13 protein-coding genes are annotated in these 18,402 nt (G+C 72.3%); 4 read left to right on the top strand and 9 right to left on the bottom strand.

Features of this window, described 5'->3' with window-relative positions; genetic code table 11:
- Positions 1 to 13: 13 nt before the first annotated feature.
- From B9S64_RS15700 to B9S64_RS15685, 3 genes are all read right to left on the bottom strand, one after another.
- Positions 14 to 4,879 carry a DNA repair ATPase gene (locus B9S64_RS15700; RefSeq protein ID WP_103491874.1) on the bottom strand — a complete coding sequence of 1,622 codons (4,866 nt, stop codon included), beginning with the start codon at positions 4,877 to 4,879 and terminating at the stop codon, positions 14 to 16.
- A gap of 364 nt (positions 4,880 to 5,243) precedes the next feature.
- Positions 5,244 to 7,364, bottom strand: coding sequence for a hypothetical protein (locus B9S64_RS15690; RefSeq protein WP_103491875.1), 2,121 nt, complete (start codon positions 7,362 to 7,364; stop codon positions 5,244 to 5,246).
- Positions 7,365 to 7,474: 110 nt separating this feature from the next.
- Positions 7,475 to 8,113, bottom strand: coding sequence for a hypothetical protein (locus tag B9S64_RS15685; protein WP_103491876.1), 639 nt, complete (start codon positions 8,111 to 8,113; stop codon positions 7,475 to 7,477).
- Between the two features lie 307 nt (positions 8,114 to 8,420).
- On the opposite strand from B9S64_RS15685, the gene B9S64_RS15680 reads away from it, so the two are divergent.
- A complete protein-coding gene (locus B9S64_RS15680) occupies positions 8,421 to 9,494 on the top strand; it encodes a CdaR family transcriptional regulator (RefSeq protein WP_103491877.1) in 1,074 nt (357 codons plus the stop codon).
- A gap of 159 nt (positions 9,495 to 9,653) precedes the next feature.
- On the opposite strand, the gene B9S64_RS15675 is transcribed toward B9S64_RS15680, so the two are convergent.
- The 4 genes from B9S64_RS15675 to B9S64_RS15660 form a co-directional block, all read right to left on the bottom strand.
- Positions 9,654 to 10,109, bottom strand: coding sequence for a tellurite resistance TerB family protein (locus B9S64_RS15675; protein ID WP_028441562.1), 456 nt, complete (start codon positions 10,107 to 10,109; stop codon positions 9,654 to 9,656).
- Between the two features lie 143 nt (positions 10,110 to 10,252).
- A complete protein-coding gene (locus tag B9S64_RS15670) occupies positions 10,253 to 10,759 on the bottom strand; it encodes a nitroreductase family deazaflavin-dependent oxidoreductase (protein ID WP_103491878.1) in 507 nt (168 codons plus the stop codon).
- A gap of 235 nt (positions 10,760 to 10,994) precedes the next feature.
- Complete coding sequence (locus B9S64_RS15665) at positions 10,995 to 12,365, bottom strand: cation:proton antiporter (RefSeq protein ID WP_103491879.1); 1,371 nt, start codon at positions 12,363 to 12,365, stop codon at positions 10,995 to 10,997.
- A 2-nt stretch (positions 12,366 to 12,367) separates the two neighbouring features.
- The gene (locus tag B9S64_RS15660; protein ID WP_014047041.1) at positions 12,368 to 12,838 is read right to left on the bottom strand and encodes a cation:proton antiporter regulatory subunit; all 471 of its coding nucleotides are present in this window, start codon (positions 12,836 to 12,838) and stop codon (positions 12,368 to 12,370) included.
- A gap of 627 nt (positions 12,839 to 13,465) precedes the next feature.
- On the opposite strand from B9S64_RS15660, the gene B9S64_RS15655 reads away from it, so the two are divergent.
- The 3 genes from B9S64_RS15655 to B9S64_RS15645 are packed head-to-tail and all read left to right on the top strand — an operon-like array spanning position 13,466 to position 16,109.
- On the top strand, positions 13,466 to 14,299 hold the full coding sequence (locus B9S64_RS15655) for a CPBP family intramembrane glutamic endopeptidase (protein ID WP_103491880.1): 834 nt from the start codon (positions 13,466 to 13,468) through the stop codon (positions 14,297 to 14,299).
- On the top strand, positions 14,296 to 15,453 hold the full coding sequence (locus B9S64_RS15650; protein ID WP_103491881.1) for a sensor histidine kinase: 1,158 nt from the start codon (positions 14,296 to 14,298) through the stop codon (positions 15,451 to 15,453). Before B9S64_RS15655 ends, B9S64_RS15650 begins: the two co-directional genes overlap by 4 nt.
- Positions 15,450 to 16,109 carry a response regulator transcription factor gene (locus B9S64_RS15645; protein ID WP_103491882.1) on the top strand — a complete coding sequence of 220 codons (660 nt, stop codon included), beginning with the start codon at positions 15,450 to 15,452 and terminating at the stop codon, positions 16,107 to 16,109. The genes B9S64_RS15650 and B9S64_RS15645 overlap by 4 nt, the downstream gene beginning before the upstream one ends.
- Positions 16,110 to 16,187: 78 nt before the next feature.
- On the opposite strand, the gene B9S64_RS15640 is transcribed toward B9S64_RS15645, so the two are convergent.
- Both B9S64_RS15640 and B9S64_RS15635 read right to left on the bottom strand, forming a co-directional pair.
- Positions 16,188 to 17,639: a flotillin family protein gene (locus B9S64_RS15640; RefSeq protein ID WP_103491883.1), complete on the bottom strand. Its 1,452-nt coding sequence runs from the start codon at positions 17,637 to 17,639 to the stop codon at positions 16,188 to 16,190.
- Positions 17,640 to 17,804: 165 nt separating this feature from the next.
- Positions 17,805 to 18,326 carry an NfeD family protein gene (locus B9S64_RS15635; RefSeq protein ID WP_103491884.1) on the bottom strand — a complete coding sequence of 174 codons (522 nt, stop codon included), beginning with the start codon at positions 18,324 to 18,326 and terminating at the stop codon, positions 17,805 to 17,807.
- Positions 18,327 to 18,402 lie beyond the last annotated feature (76 nt).

Here is an 18,402-nt window from a genome sequence, read left to right as displayed (position 1 = left end):
GACCCTCCTCCTGTCAGTCGTGGACCGGCCCCGGGCCCGCCAGGAGACGGCGGGGGTCGGCCGCCCGGTCGATGGCCGTCTCCACCGCCGCGACCCGGTCCGCGAGCAGCCCCAGGGCCGCGACCGCCCGGGTGAGCGGGTCCTCCTCCGGTCCGCCGAGCGCCTGCGCGCGTACGTACGAGGCGGTGATCGCCGCCCAGCGCTCGGCCTGCCGGCCGGTGAGCCGGCCCCGCAGGGCGGCCAGCTTCAGCAGGTTCGCCTCGGCGCCGGTGGTGAGGGTCTGGGCCTCGCCCGCGTAGTGGTCGTCGACGACGGCGTCCAGCTCCTCCTCGTTCATCACCGGCTCGATCCGCTCGGCGATCTTGTTCATGTCGCGGTAGGAACCCTGCAACCGGAACGGCGGTTCGGTGCGCGTCGCGTCCGTCCGCGCCGCCGAGGCGATGTAGGCCGCGTTCACCGCGAGGACGGTCTCCCGGGCGGTGAGCAGATGGCGCAGGACCGCCACGATCCGCTCCAGCTCCGCCGGGGCGTAGGCGTGCTCCAACTGGTCGGCGCGGGCCGCGAGGTCCGACCCGGACGCCATGCGCACGAGCACCCCGAGGTCGTCGCGGGAACGGCCGGCGAGCGGGGCGAGGACCGGGTTGGCGGTGAGGGCGTTCTCGACGAAGCTCAGCGCGAAGACGTCCTCCCGGCCGCTCAGCACCTCGCCGAGGTTCCACACGTCGGCCCGGTTGGCGAGCATGTCCGGGATCCGGAACCGCTCCCCGGACTCGGTGTACGGGTTGCCCGCCATGACCACGGCGAAGCGCTTCCCCCGCAGGTCGTAGCTGCGCGGCTCGCCGTCCCGCACCCCCTCCACCCGGCGGGTGGCGTCGCAGAGCGGGATGAACTTCTGGAGCAGCTCGGGCGAGGTGTGCTGGATGTCGTCCAGGTAGAGCAGGGTGTTGTTGCCCGACTCCAGCGCGAAGTTGATCTTCTCGACCTCCCGGCGGGCCGTCGCCCCGGGCGCCTGCGCCGGGTCCAGGGAAGTCACCTCGTGGCCGAGGTTCGGCCCGCCGACCTTCACCAGGACCATGCCGAGCCGGTCGGCGACGTACTCCATGAGCGTCGTCTTGCCGTAACCCGGCGGGGAGACCAGCAGCAGAAGGCCCTGCGAGTCGGTGCGCCGGTCCGCGTCGGCGGTGCCCAGCTGCTTGGCGAGGCTGTCCCCGATCAGTGGCAGGTACACCTCGTCCAGCAGCCGGTTGCGGACGAACGCCGACATCACGCGCGGCCGGTGGTCGTCCAGCCGCAGCCGGGTGCGCTCGCTCTCCACGAGGGTGGTGCGCAGCCGTTGGTACGCCCGGAACCCGGGGACCGCCTCGGCCCGGAACTCCGCGGTGCGGGCGAGGAGTTCGTCGAGCCGTACGGGAAGGGTGCCCCGCTCGATCCGGGGGTGGTCGCCGAGCAGCCCCTCCACGGTCGCGGTGAGCGGGGCGTCCACGTCGTACCGTTCCAGCTTCGGGCACAGCTCCACGGCGGCGGCCTCCGCGAGGTCACCGGCGTCCGCGTCGGCACCGCTCGCGGCGGCGTACGAGGTGAGCCAGCCCTCGACCAGCTGGCGCCGGGCCGGCAGGTCGTCGTGGAGCGCGGCCAGGTCCTCGTCGTACGCCGACGTCCCCGTCGCCCGGCGGAACTTCTCCAGGAAGGTACGGGTCGCGGCGCTGGTGGCGAATCCGGCCGGACCGCTCGTCAGCTCCTCGAAGAGGTACACGGCGGCCGCCTGCCCCGCCCCCATCACCGCCGCCCACTCCTCCTGGAGGACCGTGATCGCCGGGGCGAGCCCGAAGGTGTCGCGGGCCCGCGCCAGCGACACCGCCCGGCGCGTCCAGGACGTCCGCAGCGCCTCGTCCGCGTCGTGCGCCCAGAAGAGCTGCGCGGCGGCGCGCACGGCGGGCGTGAACCGCAGCAGCCCCGCGCCGGCGTGCAGCCGCAGCAGGACGGTCAGAATCGCGGTGGCGTCCTCGTCGTGCACGCCCCGCTGGTGGCCCTCGTCGTACGCGGCGGCGGCCGCCTCCCGGACGAGCGCGGCCAGGTCCTCCGTACCCGCGAGGGCGGCGGCGCCGTGCTCGTCCAGCAGCCGGGCGGCCAGATACTCGGCGCGGTAGACCTCCCGCGACTCGGAGGGCAGCAGCCGGTCCCAGTACGGGCGGGTCGCGGCGAACTCCGGGTCCGTGACCGGGGCCCGGTAGTCGGTGCCGGTCAGCGCGAAGGCGAGCCGGTCCCCGTGCGGGACCAGGGTGAGGTCGAAGGGCTGGGTGTTCACCGCGAACCGGTGGCGGCCCAGCCTGAGCACCGTGCCGCCGTCCGCGTACAGCTCACCGCGGTCCCGCAGCGCCCGCCCGGCCTCCTGGCGGGCCGCCTTCAGCCGCCCGTCCAGCTCCTCGGCGCGCACCGGGTCGCCCAGCTCGCGCAGCTCGTCGGCGGTGCGCCGGACCTTGGCGACCATCGGGTCGGAGGCGAAGTACGTGTGGACCGCGTCCAGGTCCTCCAGGGCGGCGAGGCGCCGGGTGACCGTCTCCAGCACCCGGGCGGCCGAGTCCGCGAGCCGTTCGGCGCGGCGGGCGCGGGCGTCCTGGAGGGTCTGGCGGCGGGCCGAGAACGCCTCGTACACCTCGGTCCGGCGCTCGGACAGCCGGCCGAGGAAGTCGTCGGACTCCGCGAACCGGGACTCCAGGTTCTCCAGCTGGAGCAGCAGCCGCGCCAGCTGCTCGTCGCAGGACTCGGGGGAGTCGGCGGCGGCCAGCGCCCCGGTGACGGCCTGCCCGAGCAGGGCGAACTCGGCGGCGAACTCGGCCCGCCCCTCCCGTGACAGCAGCTCCCGGCGGCGGGCGTCGAGGGTGGCACGGGCCCGGTTGGCGTCCCCCAGGACCCCGGCGATCCGCTCCAGGATCGACGTACGGACGGTGGCGTCCCCGATGTCGAGCCCGGCCACCACGTCCGTGACGGTCCCCAGCCCCTCGGTGATCTCCGTGAGCCGGTCGGCCACCTCCGAGGCGTCCGCGACCGCCGCCAGCTCCTCGGCGGTGGCGGTGAGCGCGGTCAGCTCCTCGTGGTACCCGGCGAAGGCGTCGTCCCGGGAGAGGAAGGCGACGGCCCGCCGGGCGGCCGACTCCAGGTCGTCCTCGGCCTCGGCGGACAGCTCGGCGATCCGCTCGGTGTCCGCGTACCGCATCTCCGCGAGGGTGGACAAGTGGCCGTGCGTACGCCGTAGTTCGGTGAGCTGCTCGACCCAGGCGGCGGCCGAGCGCGGGGCCTCGCCCCGGATGCGGCGGACCAGGGCGGTGAGCCGGGCCGCCGTCTCGTTGAGGGCGTCGGCGGCCTGCCGGGTGAGCTCCCGCACCGTCTCGAACTCGGCGAGGACCTGGCCCGCGGTGGCCCCGATCTCCGCGAGGGGCTCGGCGAGCCCGCCCAGCTCGGGGTCGGTGAGCCAGTGGTAGCGGTCGCCCGCGCGGGCGCAGTCGGAGACGAGCCGGGCGTACACGGCGGCGGTCGGCGTCATGTCGCGTACGCCGTGCGCGAGGGCGAGGCAGTCGGAGATCCCGCGCACCAGGTCGGCGTTGCCGGTCCGGGCGAGCGGGCCGGTCCCGGCGGGGTGCGCGGCGGCGTAGGTGTCGGAGACGAACGGGGTCTGCCAGCGCTGCGTCGGGTGGACGCGGGCGGGACCGTCCTCGCCGCCCTTCAGCAGGACGAGGGTGCCGTCGTCGAGGAGGGCGTGGCCCCGGCCGAGCAGCGGGGTGGCGACCTCCTGGCGGATCAGGTTGTAGGGCAGGAGCAGGGTGCGGCTCTCGTCGCGGGACCGGAAGACGTACAGCACGTCCTCGCCGTTGGGCGAGCGGACGGCGCCCTCGAAGACGGGGTCGGTCAGCTCCTCGGCGGTGTCGAACGTCTTGGCGGCCCCGGTGGTGAGGTAGGTGCCGCCGGGGAAGATGATCCCCTGGTCCTCGGGGAGCCGGTGGCACGACGGCCCGATCGCGTCGAGCCGCTGGACCCGGCCGAGCAGGGTGTTGAAGACCAGGTACCGCCAGGCCTCCTCCTTGTACGGGCGCACCCGCAGCAGGACCAGCGGCCCGGCCCGCGCGTACTCCACGTCGGCGTCCGCGAGGGACTGGAGGGGCTCGTCGACGGGCTCCTCGTAGATGCCGTCGGGGGTCTCGGTGTCGTCCTCGGTCTTGACGGTGAGCGTGCCGCCGAGGGTGTCGACGAAGAGCGCCCCCTCGGCCACCGCGATGTGCGGGTGCCGGCCGGTCCGGTGGGCCTCCCGTCCGGCCGGGGTCCAGTCGAAGTCGTGCGAGGGCGGGAAGACGTGGTCCTTCTCGCCGCGCGCGTCCAGGAACTCCCCGGGCGTCCCGTCCGGGCCCAGGGCCCACCGCAGGACCCGGACGTCCTCGGCGTTCTCCCCGGTACGGAAGACGGCGATCAGCCGCCCGTTGACCCGCCGCAGCCGCAGCAGCCGGGCGTCCCGGAAGTAGCGGTGCAGGCCCGCGAACTCCCGTACGAACGCCTCGTCGGCCAGCGGCCCTTCGCCCACCACCTCGTCCAGGCCGGCCTCGCGGAGGACGAGGACGTCACCGACCTGGGCCTCACCGCCGACCCCGGGGCCGCGTTCGAAGCCGAACAGCAGCCGTCCGCCGACCGCCACCAGGTCGCGGGCGAGCGAGGCCCGCTCGGTGTGCACCTGCTCGGTGGCCAGCAGCCGCAGCCCGGTGGACCCGAACTCCTCGGTCCGGCGCGCGTTGAGCGCCTCGGCCCGCCGGACGAGCTCATCGGCCCGCGCCGCCAGCCGCCGCCGGAGCACGTCGTAGGCACCGCCATCGGTGAGTGTGGTGTCACGTTCCATGCGTACGGCTCCCTACGAAATTTCCACTCACACTGACAACACCCACCGGCCCACCACGCTCCGGGCCCCCACGCTCCGACCCACCACCCTCCGGGCCACCATCCAGCCCGTCCGGCGTTTGAGGACGGAACCCTCGCGGTGGCGCGGGCGCGCCCCCCGGTCGAGGGCCACCATCCAGCCCGTCCGGCGTTTGAGGACGGAACCCTGGCGCCGGTGAGGGCGCGCCCCCTGGTCGAGGCCCGCCATCCCAGCCCGTCCGGCGCTTGAGGACGGAACCCCCGCGCCGGTGAGGGCGCACCCCCGGTCCGGGCCCCGCCCGAACGCCCACCCGGCGCCCCGGGCGACCCCGGACCCGGCCGGAGGCCTACACCCCCGCCCCGTTCACCGAAGGCTCGGCGGCGACAGCCGCCCCCGTACCCCCGGCCAGCGACGACACCGTCATCCCCGCCAGCCCCAGCTCCTCCGCCGCCGCCAGCAACTGCCGTACCTGACCCGTGGCCGCCCCCGACGTCCCCCGCATCAGCCGCATCAGCAACGCCGACACCGTGAGGTTCTGCACGTCTCCCGAGGAGACGGACCCCAGCACCCGGGTCAGGTCGTCCGTGAAGGACGCGCTGCCGTCCAGCCACGGCCCGGCGAGCGTCTGGGCCGTCTTGGAGTTCTCGACGAAGCCGTCCACGCTCCGCCCCAGCGAGATCGACGAGACGAGCCGGTCGAAGAAGACCGAGTCCCCGCCGACGATGTCGATGTCCGCGTTCTCCAGCCCCGTCGCCAGGACCGTCGCCTGCGCCTCGGCCACCTGCCGCTGGACGTCGAACTCCGCCAGCCGGATCTCCTTCTCCGCGGCCAGCCGCAGCCGGTACTCCTCGTGTCCGCGCGAGGCCTCGTCCAGCGCGGCCATCGCCGCCGCCTTCTTCGTGAGGCCCTCCGCCTCGGCCTTCAGCTTCTCGCCGATGACCGCCGCGTCCGCCGACGCCTGGGCCTGCGTACCCTCCGCGGCCGCCAGCGCCTTGAGCCGCGCGCCCTCCGCCTCGGCCTTGAGCCGTGCCTCGGTCGCCTGGGCCTCCGCGAGGCCGGCCTTCTCGGTGACGTCGGCCTGCGCGTCCCGGACCTGGACCTCCGCCAGCCCCGGCGCGGCGGACTCCGCCTGGATGCCCTCCGCCAGCCGCAGCTTCGCCTGCGCGTCGAGGTCGGCGGTCTTCAGCCGGGCCTCGGCGAGCGTCAGCTGCTCGGCCGCCAGGTGCGTCGCGGCCGCCTCCGCGGCCTCCGCCGCCTTGATGTCCTTGACCAGCTTCTCCTGGGCCTCCGCCTCCGCCGCGATGATCACGGACTTGCGGGTGCGCTCCGACTCCTCGACGGCCCGCAGAGTGCGGATCGACTCCTCCTGCTCGGCGACCGTACGGTCCACCGCGATCCGCTCCCGGATCACGTCCGCGACCTCACGGCGCTCGGCCTCGACCTCCTTCGTCGCGGCGATCCGGTTCAGCTCGGTCTCGCGCTCACGCCCGATGACCTCCAGCATCCGGTCCTTCTCGATGCGCTCGTTCTCCACGGCGATGACCCGCTCGCGGTTCTTCTGCGCGACCGCGACCTCCCGGGCCTGGTTCTCCCGCTGGATGCCGAGCTGCTCCTCGGTACGGATGAACGCGCTCTGCGCACCGAGCCGCTCCTCCTCCTGCACCCGGGCCGTGACGGCCTCCTCACGGGCCCGCAGCGTCTCGACCTCGCGGCGCTGCTTGATCTCCGCCTCGGCCTGCCGGCGCTCCAGCTCCAGGATGGTCTCGCGGGCGTCGACGTCCTGCCGGGTGATCTCCTTCTGCTCGGTGCGCTGGAACTCGTTGGTCCGCACGTGCTCGATCGCCGTCAGCTCGGTGATCTTGCGGATGCCCTGCGCGTCCAGGATGTTGGCCCCGTCGAGCTGGACCATCGGCGTCTGCTCGAGGAAGTCGATCGCGGCGTCGTCGAGGTGGTAGCCGTTCAGGTCGGTCCCGATGACCCGGATGATCCGGTCCCGGAACTCCTCGCGCTTGGTGTAGAGATCGACGAAGTCGAGCTGCTTGCCGACGGTCTTGACCGCCTCCGAGAACTTCGCGACGAAGAACTCCTGGATGGCGATCTTGTCGCTGGCCCGCTCGGTACCGATGGACTGGGCGACCTTGATGACGTCCTCGACGGTCTTGTTGACCCGGACGAAGAACGTGATGTGGATGTCGGCGCGGATGTTGTCCTGGCAGATCAGCCCCTCACGTCCGGTGCGACGGATCTCGATCGTCTTGACCGAGATGTCCATCGTCTCGGCCTTGTGGAGGACCGGCAGGACGACCGCGCCGGTGAAGGTGACGTCCACCTTCTTGGTCTTGGAGATGATCAGCGCCTTGCCCTGTTCGACCTTGCGGAAGAGCCGGGTGACGACGAAGACCAGAGTGATGACGATGAGCAGGACAACGGCGATCAGCACGCCGACGCCCAAGGAGATGGCATCCATGTCAGTCCTTGACGGCTGGTGAGATGAGGAGGAAGTGGGCGGCACGCCGGTTTCGGGGCATGCCGGGCCGGGAGCCGGCACGGAGGCCGGCCCGGACGGCGGGCGGGACGTCAGCCCGCTTCGCGTGGCACGGGGCGTGGGGCGAGCGCGGCGTCGTACGGCGAGACCCAGAAGAACTCACCCTCGGCGTCGTACGCGTAGAGGAGTCCCGTGCTGCCGTAGGTCAGCGGCTCGCCCGGTGTACTCGGCTGCTCGGGCTGCCGGACCTGGACGATCGCGGTCGAGCCGTCGGCCGCGGCGACCTCCGCCTGCCCGAAGTCGGCACCGACCGTACCCGTGCGGACCGTGCAGATCTGCCCCACGAAGTCCTGCCGGGATGGTGGAGGCTCCGCGGGGAAGTACCTGCGGAACCGGCGCAGGACCATACGGACCACCCCCCAGGCGATGAACAGTGCCCCTACGAGCACGGAGACGTGGAGCAGGGCCCGTGTGGTTCCCGTGGCGTCGCTGCGGAGCACCAGAACGGATCCCGTCAGGCTGACGAACCAGGAGACGAGGACCAGCAGCGAGAGCGAGACGGAGACCGGCACGCCACCGAGACCGACCGTGTCGGCGTCGAGGTCGGTGTCGAAGGAGTCGTGCCCGGCGGCCCCTGCCAGTACCAGGAGCCAGAAACAGATGACGACGACCAGGGCGGCGCCGAAGAGGACGGCGGGAAAGGCGAGTGCCGCGGAAAGGAATTCGTTCATCCGGTCCACCCCCTGCGCCGTGGCGCACCCTTGTACGATTCGGGGGCCGTCCGGTGGCGGGCGAGAGGGCCCCGGCGCTGCGGCATCGCGTCAACGACCCCGCAACGGCCGGGATTTTTCCCCCGTGTCCCCCGATGTTCCCCCGTGGTTCCCCCGTTGTGTTGCTGAGCTGATCGTGCCATCGGGCCGCGTTCCGGCGCATTGCCGGGTTCCGGCAAACTTGCCAGAACCGGGTTGCCGGGCATCGGCACGTCTTCCCGGGCGTTGCCGCAATGACATAGCTGTTACGTACAAGGAGGAGCGGGACGTGGCGGAACCGGAGATCCCGGACAGGTTTCTGGGGGGCTACGCCGAGATCCTGGGCGAGGTCGCCGGCACCGGCCGCCGGCTCACCCGGGAGGAGTTGGAGTCCCGGCGGACTCTGGGCCGCGAATCCGCGGAGGCCGGCCATCAACTGCGGGCCCTGGTACGGCTCCATCTTGCGGAGACCCGGGCGTCCTGGCCCGCCACGGCGAGGGGGACGGACGCGGCGGCCACGGACGCCGTGCTGGCGGCCGTGGAGCAGGCGGTCGACGCCTTCGCGGAAGGCTTCGAGCGGGCCCAGCGGCTGACGGTCCGCCGCGAGGAGGCCGCGCGCCGGGAGTTCATCGACGACCTGCTGTACGGGCGCAGTGACCTGGGGCGGCTCGCGGAACGCGCCACCCGGTTCGGGCTGCGGCTGTCGCGGGCGCACGCCGTCGCGGTGGCGGCGGGCCCGGAGGCGTACACCGAGAGCGACGCCGCGTCGCGCAGTGTGGAAGCCGCCCTGCTCACCCGGTTCAGCGGCCGGAAGATCCTGCTGACCACGAAGGACGGGCGTCTCGTCTGCATCGCGCCCGGCAGTCAGCCCGACGTCCTGCGGTACTTCGCCAAGCAGGCGCACGCGGCGACGGACGGCGGCCAGGTCGCGGTCGGCCGCCCGCACCGGGGTCCGGGCGGTGTCGTCCACTCGTACGACGAGGCGCTGGAGGCGCTGGACATGGCGGAGCGGATGGGGCTCGACGACCCGGTGCTGTACTCCGCCGATCTGCTGGTCTACCCGGTGCTGACCCGGGACCGGCAGGCGATGGCCGATCTGGTGCGCAGCGAACTCGGCCCGCTCCAGCAGGCGAGGGGCGGCGCGGAACCCCTGCTGGAGACGCTGTCGGTGTACTTCGACGCGGGCTGTGTGGCCGCCGAGACGGCCCGCCGGCTGGCGCTCAGCGTGCGGGCGCTGACGTACCGGCTGGAGCGCATCCACCAGTTGACCGGGTCCGACCCGTCCGACCCGATCCACCGCTACTCGCTCCAGACGGCGGTGATCGGCGCCCGGCTGCTGGACTGGCCGGCGAAGGAACTCTGAGCGCGGACGCGCGGCGGGGAGCCGGCCGGGGGCGCGCAGGGGGGTGGCGCCCCCGGCCTGCCGGGCGCGGACGGTGGGGTGGACCGCCCAGAGGCGCCCGGCGTACGGGCGCGGGCGCGGGACGTACCCCGTACCGCGCCCGGTGCCTGACGGTGGTGCCTACAGGTCGAACTCGTGCGGCGGCAGGTCGAGCGCGAAGCACGCCTCCCGCACGACGGCCCGCTCGGACGCGTCGAAGTCGCCGTCGGCGCCCCCGATGACGATGCCGATCTGGATGACGGCACGCGCCTCGGCCGGCTTCTTCTTCGCCTTGGCGATCTCCTGGAGCACACTGACCTTGCCGAAGGCGAAGTCGGCGGTGAGCTGGTCCACGTACCCGTTGAAACGCCGCTGGAGGTCCTCCGCCGGGAAGTTGCGCAGGACGTCGTTGGCGGAGATCAGGTCGGCGACCCGCTGCCGCTCGGACGGGTCGATGGAACCGTCGGCGGCGGCGACCAGGGCGCAGATGGCCATGCTCGCGTCCCGGAACGCCCCGCTCTTCAGGTCGTTCTTCTTCGCCTCCAACTGCTGCTGCATCGACGACGCGGATTCCTTGATCCGATCCCAAAGGGCCATGACGTCTCCATACGGTGCGGTATGTGTGGTGCGGAACCAGGGAAACTCTACAGCGGTGTAGAAGTTGCCGGACGCGCTCCCCCACGACCGTGTGAGGGGCTGTGGCCGGAATGTGTCGGGGTGATCCTCCGCCCGTCCGGCCCTCAGGGGTGGTCCTCCACCAGGAGGACGAACGGGAGGACCTCGCCCGCCCGCCGGTAGCCCTCGGTGCCACCGTCCACGGGGTGCCCGAGGTACGCGCAGAGCCGGCGCGCGGTACGGGGATGCCGCTCCGCGTACCGGGTCATCGACCTCCCGCCCTCCTCGGGCGTGAGGAAGCGGGCCGACACCGCGTGGTAGACGCGCCCGACCTGCGCCACGGCCTGCGGGGCCGCCCGGAGGTTGAGGTACCAGTGCGCCCGCGCGCCGAATCCGGACGCCACGGTCCACGCCCTGCGCCCGTCCACCCGCTCCGCCGCCACGACTTCGAGCACCGTCCGGCGCTGCTCGCCCGTGACGCGTCCGGTGTGCACCAGCAGCAGCAGACGCCTCCGGAACAGCGGCCCGAGACCCATGCGGAAGAGGTGGACGGGCAGCCGGGCCACCGTTCGCCTCCAGCCGGCCGGCGGCGCGGGATGGCGGGGACCGGGGGCGGCGGGCGGGGGCGTCACAGGGGGTACCTCGATCCGGTGGAAGGGCGGTCAAAAGACACTTGGACCATGCAAACGTTGCATAGTCCAAGCGTGCCTGCCACGGATCGGGGGTCCCGAAACGACATCACCTCGGCGTCAGTTCCGTCGCCGCCCGTCTACCCGCTCGGCCGTACGCCCGAGCCGCGGGGCCGTACGCAGAGCCGCGGGGTCGGAGACCAGCCGGGCTGTACGCCGGGCCGCCCGGCGCGGTCGTTCAGTCGGCGGCGTCGCGCCCGGCGTGCTCGGGCGTCAGGTCGTCGTGCGAGGGCCTCGGCTTGTCGCGCGCGGAGACGGGCTCGTCGTGCGAGGGCGCCGGTTCGTCGTGCGACGGGGCCGGTTTGTCGTGCGAGGGGTTCGGCTCGTCGCCCGCCGGAGCGGGTACGGCCTTCACCTCGGCCGCCGTGGCCTTCTCGGCGCCCTTCCCCTTACCGGCGAGCACCGCCTGGAGCTTGGAGGCGACGGGCTCGGTCCAACGGGCCGTGAGCGGCCCGACGATCACCAGGATCAGCACATACGCGGTCGCGATGGGCCCGATCCTCGGCTCCGTCGCCACGGCCAGACCGGCGATGACGATCGAGAACTCGCCACGGGCGACCAGCGTGCCGCCCGCGCGCCAACGGCCACGGGGGCCGATGCCGGCGCGCCGCGAGGCGTACCAGCCGGTGCCGATCTTGGTGAAGATGGTGACGACCGCGAGCAGGGCGGCCGGGAGCAGGACCGGCGGGATCTCGGCCGGGTTGGTGGACAGCCCGAAGAAGACGAAGAAGACGGCGGCGAACAGGTCGCGCAGCGGCGTCAGCAGTTTGCGGGCGCCCTCGGCGACCTCACCGGACAGGGCGATACCCACGAGGAAGGCGCCCACGGCGGCGGAGACCTGGAGCTGCTGTGCCACACCGGCGACCAGGACGGTCAGCCCGAGCACGACGAGGAGCAGCATCTCGGGGTTGTCCGAGGAGACGGCACGGCTGATGAGCCGCCCATGGCGCAGCGCCAGGTAGAGCACGAACCCGACGGTGCCGAGCGCGATCAGCAGGGCGATGCTGCCACCGGCCAGACCGACACCGGCCAGCATCGCGGTGAGCAGCGGGAGGTAGACGGCCATGGCCAGGTCCTCGATGACGAGGACACCGAGGATGACGGGGGTCTCGCGGTTACCGAGACGGCCCATGTCCGTCATCACCTTGGCGATCACACCGGAGGACGAGATCCAGGTGACACCGGCGAGCGCGACGGCGCCCACGGGGCCCCATCCGAGCATCAGGCCGGCGATGGCGCCGGGCGTCGCGTTCAGCACGAAGTCGACGGCTCCGGACGGGTACTGCGTCTTGAGACTGGTGACGAGCTCGGAGGCGCTGTACTCCAGTCCGAGCAGGAGAAGCAGAAGAATGACGCCGATCTCGGCGCCGATGGCGGTGAACTCCTCACTTGCGCCGAGCGGTAGCAGCCCGCCTTCCCCGAAGGCCAGTCCGGCCAGAAGGTACAGGGGAATGGGCGAAAGCCCTATCCGCCCGGCAAAGCGTCCGATGATGCCGAGCCCCAGAATGACGGAGCCCAGCTCCACCAGCAGTGCGGTCGTGTCGTGCACGGTCAGCCCTCCGCGATGATCTCGGAGAGCGTGTCCACGCCCTCACGCGTTCCTACAACGACAAGCGTGTCCCCGATGGCGAGCCGGAAGTCCGGCCCCGGAGACGGATGCGCACTGTGCGTGCGCAGAACAGCCACGATGGACGCCCCGGTACGGGTACGGGCCTTCGTGTCCCCGAGCAGCCGCCCGCCGTACGGCGAACGGGTCCCGAGCGGAATGTGCTCGGTGACGAGGTCGATCCCCTCGGTGCGCACGGCGTCGATCGGCGCGGCGTCGATGAGGTGCGCGAGCCCGGTGGCCTCGGCCGTCGTCAGGGGTACCGACAGCCGGCACGAATCAGGGTCGTCCTTCTCGTAGAACCCGAGGAACCGCCGTCCGTCGTGATGGACGACCACGGAGATGTGCTGTCCCGATTCGGTGGTGTAGTCGTACTGCACGCCGACGCCGGGCAGAGATGTGCGGTGGGTTCCCATGGCTTCCTCCTGAGGAGCGCGCGGTAAGGTGGTGCATTTGATCATTTCTTTAGTCGGCCATTACCTTATCGGGCCACGTCAATGCCCCCGGGGGGCGCGGGCCCGAGGCTCCGGGAACACCCCGCCGAGACCGCCACCCGACGCCGGTCGGCACGGGCTGACCCGGCCGGCCCTCCGGAGAGGAAGGGGCTGGGCCCCGTTCGCCGCCGCGATCACCGGAAGCGCTCCGGCACCGCCGAGGCCTGCGGTAACCTCCAGGCCACGCAGTCTGTTCCCCGCGCACGCGGGATGACCCCTCGTACCCGATCGTGAGCCGGGTGGGGATGACCTGCTTCCCGCGCACGCGGGGATGACCCCATCAGCTTCGAGACCGAAGCGCGTACCGTCCGCCGCCCCGTACACGGGGACGGTCCCTTCCCGCGCTCGCTCTCCGGTCCGCGCATGCGCTGCCCCCCGCCTGCGCGGGGATGCCTTCGCCCCGCCGGACGGCGCACGGCCGAACCCGCCCCGTCCCCCATCCGAGCTACGCCCAGGTGTCCACCGTGAGGTGACGACCCGTGGGCGCCGGATCCGTAGCGTTCACGTCGGTCGCGGCGCTTGGGCCGTGGGTCTGACGAGGGGGTTCTCATGAGGGTGGTCTGGCAGGTCCTGGCCGTGGTGGCGGTCTCGATGATCGGTGGAAACGCGGTCAACGCGTTGGACGGCAGTCCGTGGATCACCTTCGGGCTCGGCCTCCTGGTCGCCGTGGTCTCCGTGCTCGTCTACGGCTGGGTGGTCCGCAGGACCGAGCACCGGCCGTCCACCGAGGTGGCGCGGAAGGGCGCCGGGTCCGCGCTCGGGCGGGGGACGCTGATCGGGGTCGCGCTGTTCGGGGTTGTCATCGCCAACATCGCCTTCCTGGGGCACTACGAGATCCACGGACTCGGCTCGGTGACGGGCGCGGTGGGGCTGGTCGGCTTCATGGCCGCCGCCGCGGCGACCGAGGAGGTGATGTTCCGCGGTGTCCTGTTCCGGCTCGTCGAGGAGCGCACCGGTACCTGGATCGCGTTGTCGCTGTCCGGCCTGGTCTTCGGCCTGGTGCACCTGATGAACCCGCACGCCGATCTGTGGGGCGCCGTCGCCATCGCGATCGAGGCCGGCGGCATGCTCGGTGCCGCGTACATCGCCACCCGTAGCCTGTGGCTGCCGATCGGCCTGCACTTCGGCTGGAACTTCGCGGCGGCCGGCATCTTCAGCACCGAGGTCTCCGGCAACAACACCCCGCAAGGGCTGCTGGACACCACGACGTCCGGGCCGAAGCTGATCAGCGGTGGCGCGTTCGGCCCCGAGGGCAGCCTGTACTCGGTGCTGTTCGGTGCGCTGATGACGATCGGCTTCCTGTGGCTGGCCCACCGGCGCGGCAACCTGGTGCCCCGCCGCCGTGCCGACCGTGCCGCCGCCGCCCCTACACTCGTCCGATGACCGTGCTGCGCCATGTCCCGGAGTTCGGGCGCCGGTTGGGCGTCAAGGTCTGGTATGTCCCGCTCGCGGTCGTGCTCTTCGCCGCTTCGTTCCTGCCGGCGTTCCGCAGCAACGGTACGGAGATCGGCGGCCTGCCGACCCGCCCCTTCGACGCGCTGGCCGTCGTGGCGATCGCCCTCCAGTGCTTCCCGCTCGCCGCCCGGCGCCGGTGGCCGGTCAGCTGTCTCGCCCTGGTGGCGGCCGGCTTCTCCCTCGACCAGCTGCGCGGCTACCACACGCTCGCGGGCACCGCGCTCCCCATCGCCCTGGTGACCGTGGGGTCCTACCTGGAGCGGAACCGGCGCCCCACGGTGCTGCTCTTCTCGGTGGCGTACGTCCCGCTGGCGGTGGCGCTCCACCGGATCGGTCCGGGCGACCCGGTGGAAGAGTTCGTGACGTTCTACCTGGCGCTGGCGCTCGCCTGGGGGATCGGGGCCTGGCTCCGGTTCGCCAGGGCCGCGGAGGCGGAGCGCCGGGTGCGGGTCGCCGAGGACAGCCGCACCGCCGAGCGCACCCGTATCGCCCGCGAACTGCACGACGTCGTGACCCACCATGTGACGGCGATGGTGGTGCAGGCCGAGGCGGCGCGCTATCTGACCGCGGCGCCCGAGCGTCTCGACGAGAGCCTGGCCGCCGTGTCGGACACCGGCCGGCGGGCCATCACGGACCTGCGCCACCTGCTCGACCTGCTCAACCCCGACCACGGTTCCGAGACCCGGACGCCGGCCGCCGGCCGGGTCCTCACCCTCGTGGAGCAGACGCGGCGGGCCGGGCAGCCGGTGGAGTTCACCGAGGAGGGGACCCCGGCGGTCTCCACCGGCAGCGCCGACCTCGTGGCCTACCGGGTCGTACAGGAAGCTCTGACCAACGCACTCAAGTACGCCCGTGGCAGCCGCACCTCGGTCCAGGTCCGCCACGGCGAGAAGGAGATCACCGTGGAGGTCGGTACCGACGGTTCCGGCGGCAGGACCGAGGGACCCGGCGGCAGTGGCAAGGGCCTCGCCGGGCTCCGGGAACGCGTGGACGTCCTGGGCGGCGAGTTCAGCGCAGGCCGGCGGGCGGAGGACGGCGACTTCGTCGTCCGGGCGCGCATACCGGTGGGAGGCTCGGCGTGACCGACCCGATCCGGGTCCTGATCTGCGACGACCAGGCGCTCATCCGCACCGGCCTGGTGACGATCGTCGACGCGCAGCCCGACCTGGAGGTGGCGGGGGAGTGCGGGGACGGGCGGAGTGCCGTCGATCTCGCCCGTCAACTGCGCCCGGACGTCGTGGTGATGGACATCCGTATGCCGGTGCTCGACGGCATCGAGGCCACCCGTCTGCTGGCCGGGGCGGGGGTGACGCACCCCGTCAAGGTGCTGGTGGTGACGACGTTCAACCTGGACGAGTACGTGTACGAGGCGCTGCGCGCCGGAGCCAGCGGGTTCCTGCTCAAGGACGCGCCGCCGGTGCAACTGCTCCAGGGCATCCGGACCGTGGCGATGGGCGCGGCCCTGCTGGACCCGGAGGTGACCCGTCAGCTCGTGGGCAGGTACGCGGCCCGCATCCGGCCCACCGAGGACACCCCGCAGGACCTCCCGCTGACCCCCCGCGAACTGGAGGTGCTCCGCCTCATCGCGAACGGGCTCTCCAACAACGAGATCGCCGCGACCCTCGTGATCAGCCGGGAGACCGTCAAGACCTTCGTCTCGCGCATCCTCACCAAGCTCGGGCTCCGCGACCGGGTCCAGGCGGTCGTCTACGCCTACCGTCAAGGTCTGGTGACCTGACGGCCGCACACACAGGCCCGGCCGCGACACCGTCACGGTGTCGCGGCCGGGCCCTGGGTGGGGACGGGGCGTGGCTTGTCAGTCCTTGATCTCGATCGGCTCGCCGTCGGAAGCGGCCGAGGACGAGGAGGCCGTCGCGGGCGCGGGCACGGCCGCCTGGGCGACCTTGCCCTTGAGGCCCTGGAGCAGCGCGCCCAGGTCCACGCCCGTGGTCGAGCTGAGCAGCTCCATCCCCTGGGCGACGTTGTCCGTGACCGTACGCGACAGCTGGCTGGCGCCGTCCGTGGAGATGACCGTCATCTTGTCGATGGCGCCCAGCGGCTCGGACGCCTTGGCGACGACGGTGGGCAGCACCTCGACGAGCATCTGGAGGACCGCCGCGTCGCCGTACTGCGCGAACGCGTCGGCCTTCTTCTGCATGGCCTCGGCCTCGGCGGAGCCCTTCGCGGCGATGGCCGCGGCCTCCGCCTCACCCTCGATGCGTACCGCGTCGGCGAGCGCGGAGCGGTGGAGCTTCTCACCCTGACCGGTCAGGCGGGCGCGCTCGGCCTCGGCCTCGGCCTCCTTGACCTGGGCGATACGGCGGGCCTCGGCCTCCTGCTCAGCCTGGTAGCGGGCGGCGTCGGCGGGCTTGCGGACCTTGGTGTCCAGCTCGCGGTCGGTCAGCGCGGCCTGGCGCTCGGCGACCTTCTCCTGCTCGCTGAGGACCTCCTGCTGGCGGGCGGCCTCGGCGAGCGGCCCGGCGGCGTTGGCCTTGGCGGCGGCGGCTTCCGTCTCCGCCTTGATCTCGGCCTGCTTGAGGTAGAACGTCCGCTCGGCGACGGCGATCTCCTCGGCCGCCTTCAGCCGGGCCTGCTCCGAGGCGCGGCGGGCGATCGCCTCCGCGATGTCGGCCTCCTGCTTGGCGCGGGCGGCCTCCGGGCGGCCGAGGTCCTCCAGGTAGGAGCCCTCGGTGGTGATGTCCTGGATCTGGAAGGCGTCCAGGATGAGGCCCTGGCCGGAGAGGCTGGCCTCGGCCTCCTCGGCGACCTGGCCGGCGAACGCGGCACGGTCGCGGATGATGTCCTCGACGGACATCCGGCCGACGATGGCGCGCAGCGCGCCGGAGAGCACTTCCTGGGTGAAGCCGACGATGCCGTCCTGCTGCTGGAGGAAGCGCTGGGCGGCGGCCCGGATGGCGTCCTCGCTGCCGCCGACCTTGACGATCGCGACGCCTTCGAGGTTGGACTTCACCCCGCGCAGGGTGACGGCGCCGCGTACGGCGACGGGGATGTGCCGGCTGGAGAGGTCGAGCGTGAACTTCTGCTGGACGAACGGCACGACGAAGACACCGCCGCCGACGACGACCTTCTGCCCGCTGTTGTCGATGCTGGTGCGGCCGGTCACCGGGTCGGTGGACTTCTTGCCGCGCCGGCCGGTGATGATGAAGGCCTGGCTGGGTCCCGCGACCTTGTACCGGGTGATCACGGCCAGGGCCAGGAGCACGACGAGAACGACGACGCCGATGATGGCGATCACTACTGGACTCATGAGAGATGTCCCCCCTGCCTCCCTACGGGGGGCAGTTTGTTCGGACTGTTCGGAATGCGGAGGTGCGTAGGGGTGGGTGGCGTGGCGTTCCGCGCTCGGTGCGCGGGTGGTGGTTCCGCGCCGGGCGGTGCTCGGCGCGCGACGGTAATCGGCGCCGGGCGACGGTCATCGCTCTACCGGGCGGACCGTGACCGAGGTGGACGAGAGGATGGCCTCGACCCAGATCTCCGCGCCCCGCGCGATGGGCAGCGGGCTCTTCGCGGAGTACTTCACCGTCTGGCCCGCGAGACGCAGCAGGACTTCCCCGTAGCCGTCGGCCGGGATGGGTGTCACGACCGATCCGGAGGTGCCGACGAGGTCCTCACCGCGTGGCGTGGCGGCCGTCTGGTCACGCATCAACGCCTTGCTGAGCTTCCAGGTCAGCCAGCCGGCCACGAGGCCCGCGACCGCGCCGACCACGACGGCGCCGGTCGTGCCCACCCCGGTGGTGCCGAGCACGATCGCCCCGCCGAAGCCGAGCATGGACAGGAAACCGGCTATGACGGGGAGGGAGAGCAGGCCGTCGAAGAAGCCGTTCAGCAGGCCGCCCAGCGCGTCGCCCACGAGCCCTTCGAGAACTCCGTCGAAGATCAACGACAGGACGAGGAGAACGATTCCCGCGATGCCGAGACCGAGAAAGACGGTCATGTGATCACTCCCCCGACTTCTGACTTCCCCCGAAGTATTTACGTCGAACTGGTTGAATGATCCCATACACCCTGGT

This window comes from Streptomyces sp. SM18 (assembly GCF_002910775.2).
GTDB lineage: Bacteria > Actinomycetota > Actinomycetes > Streptomycetales > Streptomycetaceae > Streptomyces > Streptomyces halstedii.
This window is presented reverse-complemented; position numbering and strand designations above follow the sequence as displayed.